Genomic DNA, 20,199 nt, shown 5'->3' on the forward strand with positions numbered 1-20,199 from the left:
GATGGTGACGTATGGCTCTTCGCTTCGCAGCCGCTTGGCGTCAAAACCATCATCACCGTCGCTCGTGTAGTTTGTGATGCAGCGTTGGCTCGCGGTGGTGTCACAGTTTTGATTAAGATGCATCCGAACGAGACCAGCCCGTACCGCCAAGCCTATGATGAACTTGCACGAACATACAACATCGAGATCCTAGTTAATCAGGAAGCGAAGTCTCCTATTGCAATTGTTGCCTCGGACGCTGTTTTTACGCACTTTAGTTCCGTTGCCATCGAGGCTCATGCAATGCAAAAGCCAGCCATCGCTGTAAATCCTTTTGGAAAGCCTCTACCATTCGACCTCGACTCATCAGGAATTGCACCAGAGATATCTTCACCAGAGGAGATAGTTCCAACGCTTAAGCGACTTGCTGCTAACGAATCCGCAGTCGATGTGCTCCGTGATGGTCGAGCTCTAGAGCGCGCCAGGGAAATAATTGCAAACCAGTTGAGGAACGGCAAGCAAAAGCCAAAAGAGCGACAAGGCTCAATTATGAGATGCTATTCGGAGCTCCTATTATCTTACCGTAGACCGCTATCGCCAATAGCGCGGCCCCTCCGAAAGCTGCTTGACCTGTAGCCATCCGTTTGCCCGCCACCGAACAAAAATTGTTTTATAGTCATCATCAGAGGGCTTCAACAGCCGCCATATGCCGTCATGTGAACTGCGCTGGATGCAATGCAATTTTGCGATCTGACCTGCCCCCGATCTTTCATCCTGCGGCGATTGGAGCCAGAGTGGGCCCCGTTTCGCCGGACGGTCGGCGGTTGGGTTTAGGCATTGACGCGGATGAACTCCCGAGGCGATCGAAATCTCAGTCCTAAGTGCGCGGCGATTTCGCAATAATCCTCGATCTATCCCGTCAGCAAGGCCGATGGTCTCGGCATCCGGCAGGATGGTGGCGCGAGCATGGGCTCGCTTCAAGGTTTTCACAAAGGCCTCCGTCATGCCGTTCGACTCCGGGCTGCGAACCCGCGTGAAGAGCTGAACGAGGCCGAGGGCGGTCGCGGTGTCGGCGGTATTAGCCGCGATGTAGGCGCTTCCGTTGTCCGACAGCCATTTGACCGGGTGAGGTGTCTTCGTTCCGCCTAACCCCCTTTCGATCGCGGCGACCATCGGGTCACGCACCATCTCGCCGGAGATGCCCGCATTGGCGACGGCGAGCCATGCAATGATCTCGCGATCGCAGGCGTCCAAAACGAAGAGGATGCGGACAACCTCGCGGTTTCGAGCATGATTTCGAGATGATCCGAGCACAAGCGAACGTTCGAACGGAGCGCGATGACGACGCCGTCATGGACGCGCCCGGGACGACGTGCGCTCAAGCGCTCAAGGACAAGCCCGTTGAGACGTATGATGCGCAGAACTGGCTTGGCGTTGATCGGTGGCTGATCCGTATCTCTCCGTTGCCGGTTCACGAGGGCCGTAACGCGCCGGTAGCCATGGGTCGGCCGCTCGTCGACCACGGCGCGGATCAATGGGAGGACCTCGGCGTCATCAGCCTTTCAATAGGGCCCTCTTGGCTTTGGACTGGCAATGCGTCGCTCGTTGAGGTGGGAACGAGAGACTTTCAACGTCTCGGCGACGAGGCTCACCGGGAACCGTTCTTCGGATCTCTCAGGACAGCAAGCGCGACGCCTGTTTTTTCGGCGTGCGCCGTCCAAGGCTTCCTTCAGGATCTCGTTCTCCATGGTCTTGCGACCGAGGAGCCGTTCGAGATCGCGGACGCGCTTCTCCAGATCACGTACCTTGGACGTGCCGACGGCATCCTCGTCGGCCTGGACTGAGGCATGACCGCCCTCCAGCATGCGCCGCTTCCAGGCAAAGAACTGCGAAGGGAATATGACGGTCTGGCGGGCAACAAAGGATACGCTCATCCCAGGCTGCATTGCCTCTTCCACGAGGGGAACCTTCTCGACCGTCGACCGACGGGGTCGACGCTGCACCGAGGTGATGATTTCGACCCATGAAAACGAGCCATCCGAAGCTTTAGACATAGTCGTACTCGTAGGCGAATGCCTATGCCTTGTCGGCTATGCCGACTGTCCGGTCAAAAAAGGGTGCGGTCCATAGAGGACCTCGAACTGCCGGTAAGATCATTTGATCGACAATAATGTATGCACGTACGGCGCCATTGTTGGGGGGATCGAATTTAGGACCTAGGCAAGCCAGAGCCGTCTTGGTTCGGTTGTGGCAACTTTCAGACCAGGGGATCCCGCCGGTGAATCCCGTCGCCGACGTCGACTTCCAGAGGTTACGGGCCTAAGCGATCAAATCCGTCCCGACCGGCGTCCGCTTTCAACTCACTCAAGGCTCGATTAGGGTATGCGCCGCTCAGTATGCCGACCGGAACCGATGAGGCATTCTATAGTAGAAGACCAGACTAATGTTCTCGCAGAGTGCCTCTAAAACCTATTCGTGGGTCTATAGGCCAAAAAAACAACGAAAAGTAAGGTCGGTAAAAATGGGTGTTATTGCGTTAATACCAGCGCGCGGTGGATCGAAAGGTATACCGCGGAAGAATATTCGTCTAGTAGCCGGAAGACCGTTAATCGCTTGGACAATCGATGCAGCGCTTGAGGCGCGGCGTGTGGATAGGGTCGTAGTTTCAACGGACGATGAAGAGATTCGAGACATCAGCCTGGCATTAGGAGCGGAGGCTCCTTTTCTTCGGCCAAGTACTATTGCTGCAGACGAATCCTCCAGCATGGAGGTTGTCCGACACGCAGTAGAAACGTTGGATATGAAAACACTCGTTTATCTTCAGCCAACATCCCCATTAAGAACTTCCGACGATATAGACGCAGCGCTATTCATACATCAAGAGAGCGGAATGTCCGTTATTTCCGTAGCTAAGGTCAAGCCGTGGCTATTCGAATTAGATGAAGGGAGTATGTTGCACAGTATTGGTAAAATCTCCGATACGCGCCAGCAAGGATCGCAGGTCTATGCGCCCAATGGTGCGATATACATAGCATCGGCCTCTAGAATCGCTTCAGGTGGCTCGTGGTGGGATGCTGCCAGAGCTTATGTGATGGCATCGAGTGTGTCAGTAGACATCGACGAACCGTATGAATTGATGTTTGCAGAACTGATGTTGAACAAAAGGATTCAAGGGAGTTGACTATACGTGAAACCGGTCATGAACGCATCAACCTGGGCCACGGCAGGTTTCGCGGATGATCGCAGCAACCATAACCGTTAATGCCTACATCAGATGATCTAGAGACTACTAAGAACTGCGATTTCGAGCGGGACGACAGGACTTGGGCACGGTTGCGAGGTCGCTTCGGACCTAAACGGCGCGTTCGTTGGGACTATTTGGAATCGAGTACGTGTGCAAGGATATTGGGGACTATGGAGATTGTTCCTGGACGCCGCAGTGATCCCAGGGGTCACTAATGCTTTGCACAATCAGCTGAACATTTCCAAAATTCGCTGATTTACAAGTGCTTTAAGCGGCTTGAAGGTTGTGTCGGGACCGCATTTGCTTTGACGCGTCTAATTTCCGAGTTTTGGTGATTTGCAGATCGTCTTCAGACCGCTCTGACGGCGCTTTCGCCATCACGCGGGCGCACTTCGCCTCTGATGTCAGACAAAGCGCGTGAGATAGTAGTCGAGAATACCCATGCCGATCTTCGCCTCGGCGCGCGCGATGCCGATGATTCGGATGAACGGGGAGTGTTAGGGGTTTCGTTTGTGTGTGGGCGGGCGGTTGAAGATTTTCAGGCCCTAGCCGCTGTGAAGCGCTCGCCGTAGAGGATGGCGAACTGCGCTTTGGCCATCGCCCGGTCACGGGGCGCCATTTGCGACTCCTTCTCGGCCCGGTTCAAGGCAAGGAAGGGACGCTTGATGGCCGCGTCGTCGCGCGGGAAGTGGCCGCGGGCGGGTACCGTCCGGCGCAGTTTGGAGTTCATCGCCTCGATTTGATTCGTGGTGTAGACGATTTTGCGAACCTCTTCGGGGAAGGCGAAGAGCGGGATGACCTCGCTCCATGCCCGGCGCCAAGCTCTGGCCGATGGCCATGTATTTCTGGCCCCATTCGCCGTTCTCGACCGCCATCAGGGCCTTTTCAGCCGCTTCGGCGTCGGTGGCCCGGTAAATGTCCTTCAGCGCCACGGCGACGGGCTTGCGATCCTTGCGATGAAGTCGAAGCTATGACGCAGGAGATGAACGATGCAGGTTTGGACCGTGGCACCTGGAAAGACCGCGACGATCGCCTCGGGAAAACCCTTCAGGCCGTCGACGACGGCGAGGAGAACATCCTCGACGCCTCGGTTCTTCATCTCGTTCATAACCCGCAGCCAGAACTTGGCGCATTCGTTCTGCTCCAGCCAGAGGCCGAGGATGTCCTTGGTACCGTCGGCGCGCACGCCAAGGGCGATGTGGACGGTCCTGTTGCGGACGAAGCCCTCGTCCCGGATTTTGACCCTGAGGGCATCAAAAAAGACAAGAGGATAAACTGGCTCGAGCGGCCGGGCCTGCCAGGCGGCAACCTCGTCCAGAACCGCGTCGGTGACGGCCGAGATCAGGTCCGGCGAGACGTTGACGCCATAGAGATCGTGGAGATGGCCGACGATCTCTCGGTTGCTCATGCCGCGGGCATACATCGAGACGACCTTTTCATCGAAACCCGGAAAGCGGCGCTGATATTTGGCGATCAACTGCGGATCGAAGCTCGACTGCCGATCTCGCGGAACGGACAGCTCGAACTTGCCGCTGTCGCTCGTCACGGTCTTCTTGCCGTAGCCGTTGCACCCGTTTCCAGCGCCCTTCTCGCCGGCGAGATGGTGATCCATCTCGGCGTTGAGCGCCCGCTCGGCGGGCGCCTTCTTCAGGCCGTCGAGCAGGCCGCCGGGGTCAAAAGCAGTCGTCGGATCGGCGCCCAACAGAAGCTGGTCGAGCATGTCTTCGCCCGTCGGAAGGGACCCTTTGGCACGTTCATCCGAACCATCGACATCGTCCGCGCAGATTCGAAGATCAGCACAATCGACCTCGCTTACAATCTCACACGTTTCATATGGTATCGGGGGCGAACCCTGTACCCGGCAGAGCACGGCACCATCAATATGATTTACAAGGGAGGTGCGATTGGACGACCGCATCTGCTCAGACCGTCGCCTGATCGCGAACCGCCTCCACCGCATTCCGCGCCTTGCGTGCAAGATTCATCCTGCGTTTCGTCTTCTTCGACAGTTTTCGCTCAGTCCATGAAACGGCGCCCATAGTTTCTAGGGCCTGTTGACATAGTGGATTCCCAAACCGTCTGAGGTCTGATTCAAGGCTGTCTTTTGGGGGCGGCTTTGGCGCGAGGCGATCTGACGGACGAGGAGTGGGCGGTGATCGGCGAACTTCTGCCGAGCGAACGGGGTCCCAAGTCCCGCCCAGCCCATCACAATCGGCGTTTTTTGGATGGGATGCTGTTCGTCCTGCGGGCGGGATGTCCCTGGCGCGACATGCACGAGCGCTACGGGAAGTGGAATTCCGTCTATGTCCGCTTCCGACGCTGAGCCGAACAAGGGGTCTGGGACGCCCTTTTGGAGACCCTGGTCGAGATGGGTCTGACCGACGACTGGCAGCACATGATCGACAGCACGGCGGTCCGGGGTCATTCGCAGGCTGCCGGCGCAAAGGGGGGACCTATTCGGAGGGCTTTGGTCGAAGCCGCGGCGGCTTTACGTCGAAAGTCCACGCCCGAGTGTACGGTCAGGAACGCCCTCTCGGCTTCCTCGTGACCGGCGGCGAAGCTTCCGATTACAAGAGCGCTGCCGGTCTCCTTGACATCCCGGTCGGCAAGCCGCGCCTGATGCTGGCCGACAAGGGCTACGACGGCGACGCCTTCCGAACCGAACTGCTGCAAAAAGGCGTTCTGCCGGTCATACCGGCGAGAGCGAACCGTAAGAACCCGGCCAAGCACGACCGGATAGCCTACCGCGATCGCAACCGGATCGAACGCACGTTTAATCGGCTGAAGCAGGCAAGGCGGATCGCAACCCGCTACGACAAAACCCGCCTCTCGTTCCTCGCTTTCCTCAACCTCGCCGCCGCAAGGCTATGCGTGAAAGACTATGTCAACAGGACCTAACCTAGCACGTGTTCCCAAAATCGAGAACCACTTCACCCTGCTCGGCTGGCTGATCGCACACCCTCAATCAAAGTCCTCAAACATGCAACGCCCGCAGGCGGCGCAACGTACTCATACCTAAGAGCGTGCCTCCGAACAAGGTCCAGTTCTCGAGCCATAGAAGTTGCGTCCTCGTATGCCACCACGTCACCGGCCTCAATAGCAGGCCGTAAGTGCTCAATCCCGGGGAGTTTCGCTGCAACAACAGGCAGTCCAAAGTTCAGACCCTCAATAAGCGCAGTGCTATAGACACCAAAAATTATGTCCGCGCATGCGAAGTCATCGTAGATAGAAGAACATCCTGAAAATTCGAAATTCCGGAAATCATAACGGCGTGCGAGCGTATGGTATGGTTCACTGTTTTCGGTAGGATGACAGCGGAAAAGGAAATTAATATCGGGCCGAATTGCCGCTAGCTCGGTGGTCCATTGAAATAATTGATGCCCAATGGTACCCTGAGATATTGTCAAAACCCTTTTTTTATCTTGAGCATACTTGGGATCTAATTTTCTGATAGATCCGCTCATCGGGAAGCCAATTGTCTGAGTTTTTACCCCCGGAGGTAAAGGCGTTGAGTCTGGCCAGTAGCGACCAAAGCACCATATTTCATCGGGAAAATAAGGGATCGATGAATTCTGTCCGGGCCAACTATAGCCGAGTTGAAATCTAGAAAATAATCCGTGTTGAAGCTCAACAATGCGACATTTACATTCCCGCGCAGCCGCGATCGCCGCCATGGTCGTTGCGTTATACGAATTAACGACAAAAAAAACTTCAGTGCGTTGCTTTTCAAATATTTTAGAGAACCCATATTTCAATATTTTGAATCTTTTTATTATGGTGCATATTTTCTCCTGTATGTCTATATCATCAATGTCAAAAGAATTTTTGATTCTCTCTGATATAGTGACGCATCTCGCTATATGGTGGTTGCCGAGCATCACATCATATTTCTGCCTAAACTCTTTGGTGAAATAATACTTTAATGCATCGACACTGAATGCCCCTTTCAGATCGGCGTCCATAGTGCGATCAAAATATATTGCTTTGCCACGAACTACATTTAATATGGATGCCGATATCGGCTCCACCCCATGTGAAGTCCGGCCTGCGGCCCAGATGGCATATGGCTTCTTATTGAGGAAAGTATCAAGTATAAAAGGAGAGACGAGGCGTTTGAATTCTTTCTTGCCGCGTTCTGTGTATTCCGTTTTTCTCCGTCGTTTTTCCTGTAACCGCAAACGGTGCAAATGGTGTGGATATGTCACGATATTCATTCTCGTGGTCAATTCGAGAAATAATTCCATACGAACTAAAATCCACGGATAAACGCAATCAACCTTCCATCCGGCAAGGTCGAGGTCGCGCTCTAATGCCCAGAAAAATTCGCAGACAGCCTCGATATCGCTAGAAATGATTTTCTTTGCGGTTTTTGAAAGATTGGAGTCTTGGTTCATCGCGGTATTTCCAAGAGTGTTCCTTAAAATGTATCTGCAATTCTTTGAAGCGATGCGGGAACCGCCAAGGTTTTCCTGTCCGTGAGGACAATCGAACGTTGTTTGGCTAAGACCCTCGTGCAAACCTTATATCTAGGGTGGTTGCGTACCATCGCGAATTGCAACGGTGTACTGATGCGGTGGATGCCCGCACCCGGTGATACAATATATATCATAACGTCTCTGGAGACACCCTACTCGGCAAGCAGTGTCTTCGAACTCTCGGGAGGGTCTTCGATCGGACGTGTGTCAGGCCTTTGGATATAGCCTTGATGGCGCCACGGGCCGGTATGCTGTTCCAAAAAATGGTTCCGCATCGATTTTGAGAGCTGCATGCGCTTAAACCCTAGGTCTGAATGTCCCTGCCTTAAACTTCGAAGTCTGTACCGAATTCTCCTCTTGGATCGCTTGCCCCGGCTTTGTGGCCATGTCGTACCACTTTCCTTCGAGTGCTCCTGCTGATCAAGAGCTTCAGACCGCCAATCGGAAGCGGACCCTGGTGCTTTGAAGTAGTTCCAGCTTTCGGTTGGCGTCGAGAGATCACAGATGGCGCAAAGGGCGAGGCAGAAGGTCTCGAAGGTTCAGTCTCCGGCGTTTCGAAGGAGCGTTTTGAGCTTTGAGAAAGCCTTCTCGATCGGATTGCGATTGGCTGTTAGGCGACAAAAACAGGTATAAGGCGGACGATCTTCCCGCTGGTCTCCCATGGGAAGTTCGAACACTCGCAGTCTACCGAGTGGCCAGCAAGGTGCGGTATCGCAACGCCGCCAATTATCTGAGATCGATCTGCCAAATCGCACCGTACTTTTGGGTACCGCCGCGCCTTCTCGTCAAGCGCTGCGGTCGACAAAGACAGACCTAGCGCTACTATCCTCGGAGAAAAAATCGAACTTTAACCATGCCCTCGATCACAATCAGGAACGTCAATGATCGCGTCGCGTGGGTATCAAGTATCAAGTGAATGGGCAGGAACTCCGACGACAGTAACTCCCGCAGGGACCTCTCGGTGCACTAATGCCCCGCCCCCCACAACCGCATCTGATCCGATCTTTATTCCAGGCAGGACATGTGCGCCCACTGCGATCCAGGCGCACTCCCCGACGCTGACGGTACCAGCTAGTACGGAGCCCGGTGAAAGGTGGCCGCCGTCCGCTATTTCCGTGTCATGATCAAGCAAGGCGCCGGTGTTGACTATTACACCGCGGCCGATGCGAGTTCCAATGTTGACGGCTGATTGGGCCATGATTGCAGTTCCGCGACCGATACTGCAATCGGGACAGACCCATGCCGTCGGATGTATCAACGCCGGCGCCTCGGCGCCGGCGCTTAGAAGGCTATCCAGGAGCAATAAACGCTTTCGATTGTCGCCAAGGGCAACATGCACAGCGTCGCAGGCAGCGATGGCTTCGGTAATATCCTCGCCGGTGCCGGCAATGGGCCAAGCAGCATTGTTTGTCCGAACAGGCCAATCTGGGTCGAAGAATACGATGTCCGTCCAGCCTGCCGCGCGCGCCACAGATGCCACACTGCGACCGTGCCCCCCGGCTCCGAAAATTCCGAGTCGACGGGTCATCACATACGCTGGTCGAGGATGAGTGCCGAGTCACGGTGCGTATGCAAAAACCTAGGCTCGAGCGCACCGATTAGCGATTTGATTCCGTCCTTGTCGGCTGTATCTTCGTCTGACAGCACGATCCGCGACAACACATCCACGACACGCGCTACCTCGCCTGTCCGTGCGCTCCGGTAAGAGACAGCCTGTAAGGAAGTAAGGTCCGCCTCTATCGCGTTCTCTCCTTCTGCGATGAACTCTTCATAAGGCTTCTCCCCGGCGGTGTCCGGCTTAGTCAAAATGAGAGGCCATCGACCCGCGGCGATTTCCTTCGAGATGTTGACCTTTGCCGACGCCTCCTCTTCGTAGATCGAGGCTTCGAATCCGTTGTGACGAAGAAAAGCTTCGGCGATGTCTCGCAACGGAACGAGGTTGGTCTGCGGATCCAGGCGAGGGATACCGATATGTTGCGACGGAAGAAGTAGTGACGCAAGTGTGCATATATGGCCAGACTCCTCTAAACTGACGAAATACCGGCGAATGCCGTCAGGACAAGCAAGGGGCTCGCGCCGCGCGAGCCTGTTCTCGAAGGCTTGCAGAAGGGAACCGTTTGAAAAAGCGACGTTTGCGAAACGGGCGGAGGTAACGGGTGATCGAAAACGACTGGAGAAAGCATCGTCGAAAAGGACATGCTCCATCACCCGCTTCGTCGCACCCATAAAAGACGAGGGATTGGCGGCCTTGTCTGTGGACACGCTGAAATAGCGCGCGTCCGGTGCCGATTGGGCCACCCAGCCCATAAATCGGGCCTGTTTCACGATATTAGTGTCAAGCATCTGTAAGATGGAGAAGATGTCTTTTTCCGAACGCACGTGCTTGATGGCCGCAAAATTGAGGACGAGATCGTAAGGCGCCTCCATCTCTAAGAAGAGACGCATGGCTTTCGACCCGTAATCTAGCGGCAGCGCACGCAGATCGCGTACATTGCCAGCATGATGCGAAGATCGGAATTGGCGCACGAATTCGGCCAGGCTGTTCTCATTCTGGTCAATAACATGCACGGCGCGCGGTCCGTAACGGCAGAGCGTGAACACCGTATTGGAGCCGATCGAACCGGCTGCGCCTACGGCTAGAATGCGTTTGCCCGCGACCGCTTCGCGCAATGTGTTTTCGTGGACCGTCAGATCGCCCAGAAAGAATGACTGGTCGCGTCCAGTCGCGATGGCGGCCGGCGAAGCGGCGGTTTTAACTATCTGCGCGGTCATAGCCGATGCTTCGAGCCACTCAAGATTCAAGGTGTTGGAGGAGGGCAGAGACGACGAGTGCTTGATTATCTTTACTTAAAGACGTGGAGCAGGGCAGTGTGAGAATTCGATGCCATATGGAATTGGTCACCGCCATTGTTCCACAGGGTGATCCGCGATAGGGCGCCTGCAAGTGAACTGGCTTCCAGAAAGGGCGAGCTTCGATTCCGGACGCCCACAAGGCCGTGCAGGCGTCCTTAACTGATTGATTTTCGGATAGCACGACGCCTGACAACCAAAATGTGCTCTCCCCATCCGAAGGTGCGGGAAATGGTGCTACTGCCTCGTGGTTCGCAAATGCGCGGTCATATGCGGCACGTATCCGCTTCTTCGCGTCGAGAAACGTACCCAACCGTTGGAGTTGGGCACAGCCCACCGCCGCTTCGAGGTTGGTCATGCGATAATTGTAGCCGACTTCGTCGTGTTCGTAGTCAAGCGAGACCCGAGCGGTCGATGACAGATGTTTCGCCCGCTTCACAAGATCTTCACGCCCAACGATCATGCCACCACCCCCAGAAGTGATCGTCTTGTTGCCGTTGAAAGAATACACGGTAAGGTCGGCAATTTCGCCTATGGGTCTCTCACGGTAACGCACTCCGATTGCTGCGGCAGCGTCAGCTACGATCGGCAAATTGTATTGCTGCGCGACTTTCACTAGACCATCCATGTCCGCTGGAGTGCCTAGAGTATAGACCGGCATCAGAGCAGCAATCCGCCGACCTGTCGCAAGATGATAGAGTGCGCCATTGCGCTTGACCGCATGAGCTTCAATTTCTTCTGCAACACGAACGGGATCCATCGTCCAATTCGTTGAGTCTATATCGATGAACCACGGCGTTGCACCACTGTGTGAGATGGCGTTTGCTGTGGCAATAAAGGTGAAGCTAGGAGTAATAACGAGATCCCCTGAGCGCACGTCAAGAACTTTTAGAGCGAGATGTAATCCCTGCGTACCAGACCCCATAGCGGCGCCTGCGGGTGAGCCTGATAATGCTGCGACTTCCTCTTCGAAACGGGTCACGAAGGCGCCTACCGTCGAGACAAAATTCTCATCAATGCAGCGCTTAAGATACTCGCCTTCGAGTGAGCCGGTATTTGGAATAGCAAGAGGTATCATACGCTTTCTGTCTCGGTGATTCGAGGCGGTGTTGAGATGCCTTTGTTGCCGATTGTCACTGAACATGTAAATGGGGCGGCGATCGCAAATTGGTCCACGTCAGGTAAGATGGAGCCTAGCAAATGTTGGCGGCAATCAACGAATGGTTTAAACAACCTAATTGGGTATTCGTTGTCGCCGAGGCTGGGGTCAACCATAATGGGAGTATTGAGCGCGCTCTGGACATGGTCGAAGCAGCAGCTCGGGCGGGTGCGGACGCCATCAAATTCCAAACTTTCAGGGCTGCGGGTTTGGTGACGGCAAATGCCGAAAAGGCAGCTTACCAGAAGCGCAATGACGGGATTGATACGAACCAGGCGGAGATGCTTTCCGCTCTTGAATTAAGTGAGAGTCAGTGGCGTACGATCAAGGATCATTGCAGTATGGTCGGCATCAGCTTTCTATCAACTCCGTTCGATGAAGATAGTGCGGATTTTCTAGAAAGCCTCGGTGTCGAAGCGTTCAAGATTTCGTCGGGTGATCTGACACACCTTGCGTTTCTTCAGCATGTGGCACGCAAGGGCCGACCCATGATTATCTCCACTGGGATGGCAAATCTTGCTGATATAGAGGAGGCTGTGGATGCGATTGAAGCCGCGGGCTCGCCGCCACTTGCGATCCTTCACTGCGTGTCAGACTATCCGGCGGACCCTGCGTCGAGCAATCTAATGGCCATACCGACGCTAGCGGCTGCGTTCCGTCGTCCTGTCGGATGGTCAGATCATACACTCGGAGAGGCTACAAGCCTGGCCAGTATTCCACTAGCATCTAAGATGATTGAAAAGCATTTTACTCTCGATAAATCATTGCCGGGGCCAGATCACATTGCTTCTCTGGAGCCTGATGAGCTCGTGCGGTTTGTTGCAAATATCAGAACGATCGAAGTTGCACTAGGCGACGGGCGAAAACGTCCGCATGACGTTGAGCGCGACACTGCGCGGGTTGCCCGCCGTTCTCTCGTGACCTTGAAGGAGGTCAAAAAGGGTGAACTGTTCACGATCCAAAATTGCGGGGCGCGGAGACCCGGTACCGGGCTAAAGCCGAAACTCCTCGAAAGCGTGATTGGCCGTCGTGCAAGTCGCGTTCTTCCGGCCGGAACTATCCTCGCGCTTTCAGATATCGGTTGAAGACGGACATAGTCGTGTCGGTTACCAAACGTCGAATATTCGTTGCAACTACAAGTCGCGCAGATTTTGGTATCTATCAACCGGTCTTCAAAGCGCTTGCATCTGATCCACGTATCGAAGCAAGCCTTCTCGTGTCTGGAGATCACGTGCCGCTGTTAGAACAGGGCAATGATATGCGTGCCGCGCGCCTCGCCCGACAATCCGGCCTGCGTCTCGCAGGATTGATTCCTATGCCCCTTGGGTCAGGCAATTCGGTGGCTATTGGTGCGGCAATGGCGCAGGTAACGGCGGGTGCCTCTGAGTTTTTTTTTGCAGTCCGGCCGGACGTACTTCTTGTGCTTGGAGACAGGTATGAAATGCATGCCGTGGTGGTTGCCGCGAGCGCGCATAAAGTGCCGGTCGCCCATATTCACGGCGGGGAAGAGAGTGAGGGGGCCGTGGACAATCTCTACCGTCATTCCCTAACGAAGCTGAGCCATCTCCACTTCTGCGCTACTGCTTTAAGCGAGCAGCGCATATTAGCAATGGGGGAAGAACCATGGCGAGTCTTCCTAACAGGCGCCCCATCCCTCGATGGAATAGCCGAGACTAAAATTCTCGACAGAAAGGCTCTTGGGATCGAGGTAAAGCTACCGGATGGCCCGTTTTTATTGGCAACCTATCATCCGGAAACAATGCGATCCGATAAAACGGTCGACGATCTCGATGAGATGATCGCCGCGCTGGATGAGATTGCTATGCCCACCCTCTTCAGCCAAGCAAACTCAGACGAATTGGGTCAAGAGATTAATCGTCGTTTGAAACTTCATTCGAAACGTTGCCCTTGGATGATCCTCCATAATTCGCTCGGGCGGCATAAGTATTTTTCTGCCATGCTACATGCCGCCGTAATGGTCGGCAACTCGTCTTCCGGAATCATCGAGGCCGCCAGCTTTTCCCTACCGGTTATTAATATTGGCGGTCGTCAAAAAGGTCGTGAGCGTTCTGCGAACGTCGTCGATGTACCGCCGGAGCGGAGTGCCGTGATCAAAGCGGTGCGTAATGCAATTGAACACGGCCGGCTAGAGGTTGAGAACGTATATGGTGATGGACATGCTTCGCAAAAGATCACGAAGGTTCTTGCTGAAATAACTGTCGATTCTCGACTTCTAATCAAACGCTTCAATTTGAATTCTGTATAGGCCGAGTCTTCAGTTACTCAAATGTTACGAAAGGGTCATCGCGGAAAGTGATTTTTTGAGGGTCTTCTGGACTGCACCCGGGTTTGAGCGGGGATGTTATCGGCGGCTAAAAATCGCACTCTGCCCAAGTGTACGACCATATCGGAAGGTTCCGACGGATCGTTCTAAAAGGTCGAAATCTTCGCATCGATGCATTGCCGACCCTGTCGGTCTACAGCCTAAAAGGTCCATCTTCTCGGAGAGGCAAGGCGATATCGTGTGCGGCGCTGTACAGAACCATGGGCGCAGTCATTCCCGTCAGTCGCAGCGCGCCGGTGAAGGTCGTCGTCTTCCAGTAACAGTGAGGGATCTCCGCCCGGTAACGCTCGCCGCAAGGCGCCCGACCGCGAGCGGGCTATATTGGTCGACAGTCCCATCTCATCAATGAACACCAAGCGTGCGGGATCGAGATCGGGCTGGCTTTAAGCCAGGCTCGGCGTCGACCCAGGAGGTCGGCTCGCTCTTGCTCCAGCGCGTGTGCGATCTTTTTTGAAGGCCCAGCCGCGGCGGTAGAGCCAGACGCTCATAGTACTGCACCTAATTCGAACTCCCACTTCGTCGACGAGACGCTTAACCATCTCGTCGAGCGTGACGTCCTTCTGCTCCTCAATCATCCCGACGATGAAAGCTTCATGCGAATCAAGAGCCGAACCGCGCCGCCAACCTTGCAGCTGTGGCGTTCGCTCACAAACCTTCGCGCGCCCGACCTAACGGATTGCCGTCGAGATGCCGACCCCGGCCTGGGCTGCAGCCTGACGTGCGGGCATCCCGTCCGAAGATGCGTTCAGAACCCGTGAACGCAAATCTTCGCTCAACGCTCTGCCCACCATTCACCTCCTTCATGGAGAGATTTTGAAACAGGTGCCGCTCCAAAAATTACTTCGCATTCCATTCATCGATCAAAAGATATCCTCTAGCGCTATGCACTGTGTGCTTAACTCAGGATACACCAAAACTGAACGGTGAGTAGCTGCGCTTCTCCGACTGAAACAGCGATCTTAGATATGCAACGCATCAGTCGCGGCTTCGTCGTCTGAAGGGCGCCGTCCATTCGGTCGAAGTCGCCGCGACGGCCACGTAGAGCACCGAGAGGGGGAAAATCTCTATCAGCATCCGATTGAGCGAGTCGCCGTTCCCGACGCGATAGGAACCGCCGTCCCGGACGAAGGCCAATAGGAAAAACATCGGGATCGCCGCTGTTACGGGGAAGCGCAGGGTCGCAAGGCGCCGGTCTTTGCAGAAGCTCAGCGTGAAGATCACGATACCCGTCAGGACGACCAAGGAGCGTCCCCAGGAACCCGCGCCGATCACCACGTTCTGGAAAGTTGCATCGAGGCTGCCGAGAAAGATGTCCGGCTCGTAGAGAGCCGCTACCGCGAGAACCAGCCAGAGACCTGCTTCCGCAAGGCCTAGAAGCGGACGACGAAAGCGCGACAGAAGCGGCGCGGTGAGAAGCGGCGCAGCAAAGATTGCGGCGACTCCGAGTGCCGTGGGGCCGAGGGCTGAGAGCGGAAGATCCCGGTCCGCGCGAAGGTGGGCAAGGGCGAGGTAGGCGTGCCAGGAAAGCGTCATCGCTCCAAATCCGATCAGGACGGCGATCCGATCGCGGCGCGGCGCGGCGCCGTTCAGAACGAAGGGCAGAACCGCTAGACCGCCGAGGAGAAAGCCCTCTGCCCGCCCCAAGACCAGCGGCGGCAACATGAGGAGCTGGATGGCGACGAGGAAGCTTTGCGGCACACCGGTAGATCGCTCATTCATCGCCCCCGCCGCGGCGATGATCATGACGCAGGCGGCGATGTAGAGGTGGGTGTTGAGATAGAAGGAATTCCAGACATAGCGGTTGTTGCTGATGATCAGCAGCAACATCAGCACCGCGATGACGATCCGCTCCTTCCGTCGAATCGCTTCGCGTTCCGTCAGCGCCCAGAAGAAGAAAAGTGACGTCGCGAGGACCCCTAGCGAGAGGGTCGGGATCAAGGATTTGATGTAGTACTCGTCGAAGATCCGGGCGAGCGAGAGGGAGATAGGAAAGGTGTAGAGGCGCTTTCCGAGATCGTTGAGAGTGATGAATTCGGTCTCGCCCTTAGCGAAGAGGAGAGCGCTGCGCAGATACCTGAACGTGTCGCTGTGATATTTTACGATGGCGACATGGCGCATCGCATAGACGACGACCGCCGCACAGATCAGGCCGAACGCGAGAACCGTCAGGCGCCTCGCCAATGTTTCCGGTTCGTGTCCGCCGGGGCGCCAAGCGGTGATGAGCATAACCGCGAAAGGCAGGCCGCAAGCTGCCACCCAGACGAACAGCGGCTCCGTGGGCAGGCCGAGGAAGAGGAGGGTGGCGCCGACCGAAATCGCGAGCGAAAGGCCCGCAATAAAAGAGAACATCAAGGCGCCGACCGCCGACAGACCCGTAAGCATGCCGAAGGTCCAGCCGGACACGAACAGCCCCGTGACGACGGTCAACTCACCCAAGGCCGAGCTCTTTGCGCGCGGCCTCGCCGAGAAGGCTGGTATCGACGTAGTAGAATTTTCCGTATGGGTCGTGGAGAATGACGAAGATGCCGGAAGGCTGATGGCTCGTCGCGATCCCGAAGGTTCTTTCTATCACGGCCAGCGTACTGCCACGGTCCTCCGCGAGGGCCGCCAGGTCCCACAGATTCGTCGAAAGATCGATCGACGCAAAGAGGCGATCCGCCTCGTAGTCCCGATACTGGATTTCGGAGGCGAGACCGAGAGAGCGGATCGCGATCGCGTCGGCGATGCGCTCGCGTGTGGGCATGATGACGACACTGTCCGGGAACAGAACGCCGAAATAGTAGTAGGGCGCCACGGTTTCGCGCGAGGAGTTGTCGCGATCGATCGAGACTTGGACCACGTCGACCGAATCATAGGCGTAGATCGCCTTATAATTATGCCTGGTGGTTTTATCGATAAATGGAAATTCTACAATATTCACGATAACAGCGAAGGTTATGAAAACTAGAACAAAATTAAAAGGCCTTTTGAGCCATGTGCGGAGTGCACTCTTCAAAGTATCCGAGACCTTCATAATCGATCCGATCGAATCCGAGAACTCTATACTTGGGAGCAGACGCACTTTCGTGCGTGGTAGCGCAGCAAAGACCGTGTCGTCCTGAGGACGCCCGACCGATGATCTGCGCGCCACCCGGTCCGTTCCAAGTCTCGCCTCGTCGATTGATCGCTTGACCATTGCCCTTCGACTGCTAGAAGGTCAATCCCCGAAGCGATCCGTCCTTCGCGCGACATCGGCGATATCGGTCCCCCATGAAGCTCATCATCCAGATCCCCTGCTACAACGAGGCCGGCACACTCGCTATCGCGCTGGGTGAACTGCCGCGCGAAGTTCAGGGGTTCGACACCGTCGAGTGGCTGATCATCGACGACGGCAGCGTCGACGAGACCGTTGAGGTCGCCAAGGCGAACGGGGTTGACCATATCGTCCGGCACACGCGCAATCGCGGGCTCGCCTACGCATTCATGACCGGGATCGACGCCTGCCTTCAGCTCGGCGCGGACGTGATCGTCAACACCGATGCGGACAATCAGTATTCGGCGGCCTGCATTCCCGCGCTCACCGCGCCCGTCGTCCTCGGCTCGGCCGACATGGCGATCGGCGCACGCCCCATTCGCGAGATCGAACATTTCTCGCCGGTCAAGAAGGTCCTGCAGCGCTTGGGAAGCTGGGTGGTCCGCATTACCAGCCGGACGGACGTTGCCGACGCGCCGAGCGGTTTTCGCGCATTTTCGAGCATGGCGGCGCGCCGCTTCGTCCTCTTCAACAGCTATACCTATACGCTGGAGACGATCATCCAGGCAGGCCGCTACAACCTCAGCATCGTCTCGGTGCCGGTGGAGGTGAACGGGGACCTGCGCCCCTCGCGGCTGGTCAAGAGCATACCGTCCTATATCAACCGCTCGATCCTGACGATCATCCGGATCTTCGTGATCTACCGGCCGGCGCGGTTCTTCGGTACGATCGCCGCGTTCTTCTTAGGGATCGCCTTCCTGATCGGCCTGCGCTTCCTCTACTATTTCGTGACGGGCGACGGCGACGGCCACGTCCAGTCGCTGATCCTCGCCGGAGCGCTTCTCGTCATCGGCTTTGTGACGATCCTCGTCTCGTTTCTTGCTGATGTGGTCGCCGCGAACCGCAGGCTTCTGGAGGATATCCGGTTCTCACAGAAGAGCCACATCCTGCGCGCCGACGTGACGAAGATCGAAGCGCGCGACCTGAAGGGGGCTCAGGGCCCCCGCGCCTCGGCTCGGCACAGGGTGGCCGGGCCCCTCGAAAACGAAGGCGGAACACTATGAAGGTTGCTGGCGGCCTTGCAGAAGATGGCATTGTCATCGGAAACACGTTCGACAAATACGGCTCTACCAATCCGATCGTCCGGCGCATGGTCGCCGGTTTCACCAACACGCTGCAGGGCTGGGTAAAGGATATCGCCCCCGGGACCATCCACGAGGTCGGCTGCGGCGAGGGATACTGGGTCCAGAAATGGGCCGCCGACGGGATCGTCACGAAGGGCAGCGACTTCTCCGAACAGATCATCGCGATGGCGCGCGACAACGCGGTCAAGAACTATCTGTCGCCCGACATCTTCGAAGTGCGCAGCATCTACGAGGTGGAGCCCGGCCGCGACAATGCGGAGCTGATCGTCTGTTGCGAGGTGTTCGAGCATATCGACGATCCACAGCGCGCGCTGAAGGCGCTTCGGCGGGTCGTCGACCGCCATCTAATCCTCAGCGTCCCGCGAGAGCCGCTCTGGCGCGCCCTCAACATGGTCCGCGGGCGTTATCTCGGTGATTTCGGCAACACGCCGGGCCACATCCAGCACTGGTCGAAGGGCGCGATCGTCTCGCTCGTCGGCCAATATTTCGACGTGGTTGAGGTCGCATCGCCGCTGCCATGGACGATGATCCGCTGCACCAGTCGGACGGCGAAGCCGGCCGCGTGAAGCTCCCGGTCTCGAAAACCTGGCTCGTCAAACTGGGCACGGCGATCGGTCTTGCCGGCGTGGTCTTCGTCGGGTTCAAGCTTTACGCCTATTCGCATCAGATCGACGCGAACCGCTTGGCGCTCAGCAGCTATGCGGTGCTTGCTGTCCTAGCGATCGTCTATGGATCGGCGAACACTCTCTTGGGCGTCGCCTGGCTGAACATCCTGCATCATCTCGGCCTGCCGGCGTCCTCGCGCTGGTCGCTCTGGGCTTACGCGACCTCGCAGCTCGCGAAATATGTGCCCGGCAACATCTTCCAGTTCGCCGGACGTCAGGTGATCGGAGTGGGGGCGGGCTTCGCCAATGCTCCGCTCGGAAAATCGATTCTCTATGAACTCGCGCTGTTGTGCCTCGCCGCGTGCCATTTCGTGACGCTTGGCGCGCCGCTCCTTCTTCCGGGCCTCGGCTTGACCGCACCGACCGCAGTCTTCCTCGTCGTCGTGTGGGCCAGCTTCGCGCTGCTCGATTGGTTCCTCGGGCGTTCATGCGCGAAGGCGTTCCTGCTTTATGTCGCCTTCCTATTCGTCTCGGGCGCCGTGTTCGCATTAGTCGCCAGCTATTCCGGTGTCGCGTCGACGGGATTGCAAGCCTTCCTCCCGGTCGTCAGCGCGTTCGTCGTCGCCTGGATGATTGGGCTCGTGACACCGGGCATCCCGGCTGGGCTCGGAGTTCGCGAAGCGGTTCTAATCGTCCTCCTGCCCGCCTTCGGCGACGAACCGAGTATCGTCACCGCGGTCTTACTCGGGCGAATTGTAACGGTTCTCGGTGACACGCTCTTTTACGCTTCGGGTTATTTTATCAAGCCATCTCAAACGGCAAAATAATATAGCCTAAACAAACGCGGAAATTTTGGCTGTCGAAGGCAGTTTATACATTGATACTTCCGTAACCCTCGTGAAATTTAGGTCTTCGCTCGGACTTGAGCGGCTTTTTGGCTGCGAGATCGCGAGCCACTCCACTTAGGCATGTAACATGCGTTGATGATGATAGCCCCTTTTTCGGAGGCTACCAAGCTGAGGAACGCCTCGTGGAGCCAGCGTTAAGCTTTAAGTTGGAGTAAATTTAGTCGTGTATGGTGGATCGATGATGAGTTTGATATTGTCCGAAGCATCGAGGGGCTCCGAGTTGTACCAAACTAAATTGTCGAGCAACATGACGACGAC

At 56.2% G+C, this 20,199-nt stretch carries 13 protein-coding genes and 4 pseudogenes; 8 read left to right on the plus strand and 9 right to left on the minus strand.

Annotated features, from left to right (window positions below; all coding sequences use genetic code 11):
• On the plus strand, positions 1 to 615 hold a 615-nt coding region (locus FP2506_RS18885; RefSeq protein WP_040488808.1), incomplete at its 5' end, for a hypothetical protein.
• Positions 616 to 809: 194 nt separating this feature from the next.
• Here the strand turns inward: FP2506_RS18885 and FP2506_RS01290 are convergent.
• A pseudogene (locus tag FP2506_RS01290) lies at positions 810 to 2,033 on the minus strand (IS3 family transposase).
• Between the two features lie 389 nt (positions 2,034 to 2,422).
• Here FP2506_RS01290 and FP2506_RS01295 point away from each other — a divergent pair.
• Positions 2,423 to 3,160 carry an acylneuraminate cytidylyltransferase family protein gene (locus FP2506_RS01295; RefSeq protein WP_081448263.1) on the plus strand — a complete coding sequence of 246 codons (738 nt, stop codon included), beginning with the start codon at positions 2,423 to 2,425 and terminating at the stop codon, positions 3,158 to 3,160.
• Positions 3,161 to 3,761: 601 nt separating this feature from the next.
• On the opposite strand, the pseudogene FP2506_RS01300 reads toward FP2506_RS01295, so the two are convergent.
• Positions 3,762 to 4,943, minus strand: a pseudogene (locus FP2506_RS01300) (IS256 family transposase).
• 396 nt (positions 4,944 to 5,339) lie between these two features.
• Between FP2506_RS01300 and FP2506_RS18625 the strand changes: the two are divergent.
• Positions 5,340 to 6,121 (plus strand): annotated as a pseudogene (locus FP2506_RS18625) (IS5 family transposase).
• 32 nt (positions 6,122 to 6,153) lie between these two features.
• Here FP2506_RS18625 and FP2506_RS01315 read toward each other — a convergent pair.
• From FP2506_RS01315 to FP2506_RS01325, 4 genes are all read right to left on the minus strand, one after another.
• On the minus strand, positions 6,154 to 7,617 hold the full coding sequence (locus FP2506_RS01315) for a glycosyltransferase (RefSeq protein WP_007065542.1): 1,464 nt from the start codon (positions 7,615 to 7,617) through the stop codon (positions 6,154 to 6,156).
• Between the two features lie 982 nt (positions 7,618 to 8,599).
• The gene (locus FP2506_RS18235) at positions 8,600 to 9,226 is read right to left on the minus strand and encodes an acetyltransferase (protein ID WP_007065545.1); all 627 of its coding nucleotides are present in this window, start codon (positions 9,224 to 9,226) and stop codon (positions 8,600 to 8,602) included.
• Positions 9,226 to 10,470, minus strand: a complete 1,245-nt coding sequence (locus tag FP2506_RS01320) for a UDP-N-acetylglucosamine 4,6-dehydratase (protein ID WP_007065546.1) — start codon at positions 10,468 to 10,470, stop codon at positions 9,226 to 9,228. The genes FP2506_RS18235 and FP2506_RS01320 overlap by 1 nt, the downstream gene beginning before the upstream one ends.
• A 19-nt stretch (positions 10,471 to 10,489) precedes the next feature.
• Positions 10,490 to 11,692, minus strand: coding sequence for an aminotransferase class I/II-fold pyridoxal phosphate-dependent enzyme (locus FP2506_RS01325; protein ID WP_244404106.1), 1,203 nt, complete (start codon positions 11,690 to 11,692; stop codon positions 10,490 to 10,492).
• Positions 11,693 to 11,748: 56 nt separating this feature from the next.
• On the opposite strand from FP2506_RS01325, the gene neuB reads away from it, so the two are divergent.
• A complete protein-coding gene (gene neuB / locus FP2506_RS01330) occupies positions 11,749 to 12,792 on the plus strand; it encodes an N-acetylneuraminate synthase (protein WP_007065548.1) in 1,044 nt (347 codons plus the stop codon).
• A 14-nt stretch (positions 12,793 to 12,806) separates the two neighbouring features.
• Complete coding sequence (gene neuC, locus FP2506_RS01335) at positions 12,807 to 13,973, plus strand: UDP-N-acetylglucosamine 2-epimerase (RefSeq protein WP_187289013.1); 1,167 nt, start codon at positions 12,807 to 12,809, stop codon at positions 13,971 to 13,973.
• Positions 13,974 to 14,247: 274 nt separating this feature from the next.
• Here neuC and FP2506_RS19145 read toward each other — a convergent pair.
• From FP2506_RS19145 to FP2506_RS01350, 3 genes and pseudogenes are all read right to left on the minus strand, one after another.
• A pseudogene (locus FP2506_RS19145) lies at positions 14,248 to 14,839 on the minus strand (transposase); the annotation flags it as partial.
• A gap of 187 nt (positions 14,840 to 15,026) precedes the next feature.
• Complete coding sequence (locus FP2506_RS01345; protein ID WP_007065551.1) at positions 15,027 to 16,487, minus strand: hypothetical protein; 1,461 nt, start codon at positions 16,485 to 16,487, stop codon at positions 15,027 to 15,029.
• The gene (locus FP2506_RS01350) at positions 16,480 to 16,971 is read right to left on the minus strand and encodes a hypothetical protein (protein ID WP_148227430.1); all 492 of its coding nucleotides are present in this window, start codon (positions 16,969 to 16,971) and stop codon (positions 16,480 to 16,482) included. The genes FP2506_RS01345 and FP2506_RS01350 overlap by 8 nt, the downstream gene beginning before the upstream one ends.
• 329 nt (positions 16,972 to 17,300) lie before the next feature.
• On the opposite strand from FP2506_RS01350, the gene FP2506_RS01355 reads away from it, so the two are divergent.
• From FP2506_RS01355 to FP2506_RS01365, 3 genes are read left to right on the plus strand one after another with little or no spacing between them, the layout of a single operon-like run.
• The gene (locus tag FP2506_RS01355; RefSeq protein WP_007065553.1) at positions 17,301 to 18,347 is read left to right on the plus strand and encodes a glycosyltransferase family 2 protein; all 1,047 of its coding nucleotides are present in this window, start codon (positions 17,301 to 17,303) and stop codon (positions 18,345 to 18,347) included.
• Positions 18,344 to 18,994 carry a class I SAM-dependent methyltransferase gene (locus FP2506_RS01360; protein WP_007065554.1) on the plus strand — a complete coding sequence of 217 codons (651 nt, stop codon included), beginning with the start codon at positions 18,344 to 18,346 and terminating at the stop codon, positions 18,992 to 18,994. The genes FP2506_RS01355 and FP2506_RS01360 overlap by 4 nt, the downstream gene beginning before the upstream one ends.
• Entirely contained in the window at positions 18,946 to 19,860 is a 915-nt protein-coding gene (locus FP2506_RS01365; RefSeq protein ID WP_058371601.1) for a hypothetical protein, read from the plus strand. The genes FP2506_RS01360 and FP2506_RS01365 overlap by 49 nt, the downstream gene beginning before the upstream one ends.
• Positions 19,861 to 20,199 lie beyond the last annotated feature (339 nt).

Source organism: Fulvimarina pelagi HTCC2506 (assembly GCF_000153705.1).
Taxonomy (GTDB): Bacteria; Pseudomonadota; Alphaproteobacteria; order Rhizobiales; family Rhizobiaceae; genus Fulvimarina; species Fulvimarina pelagi.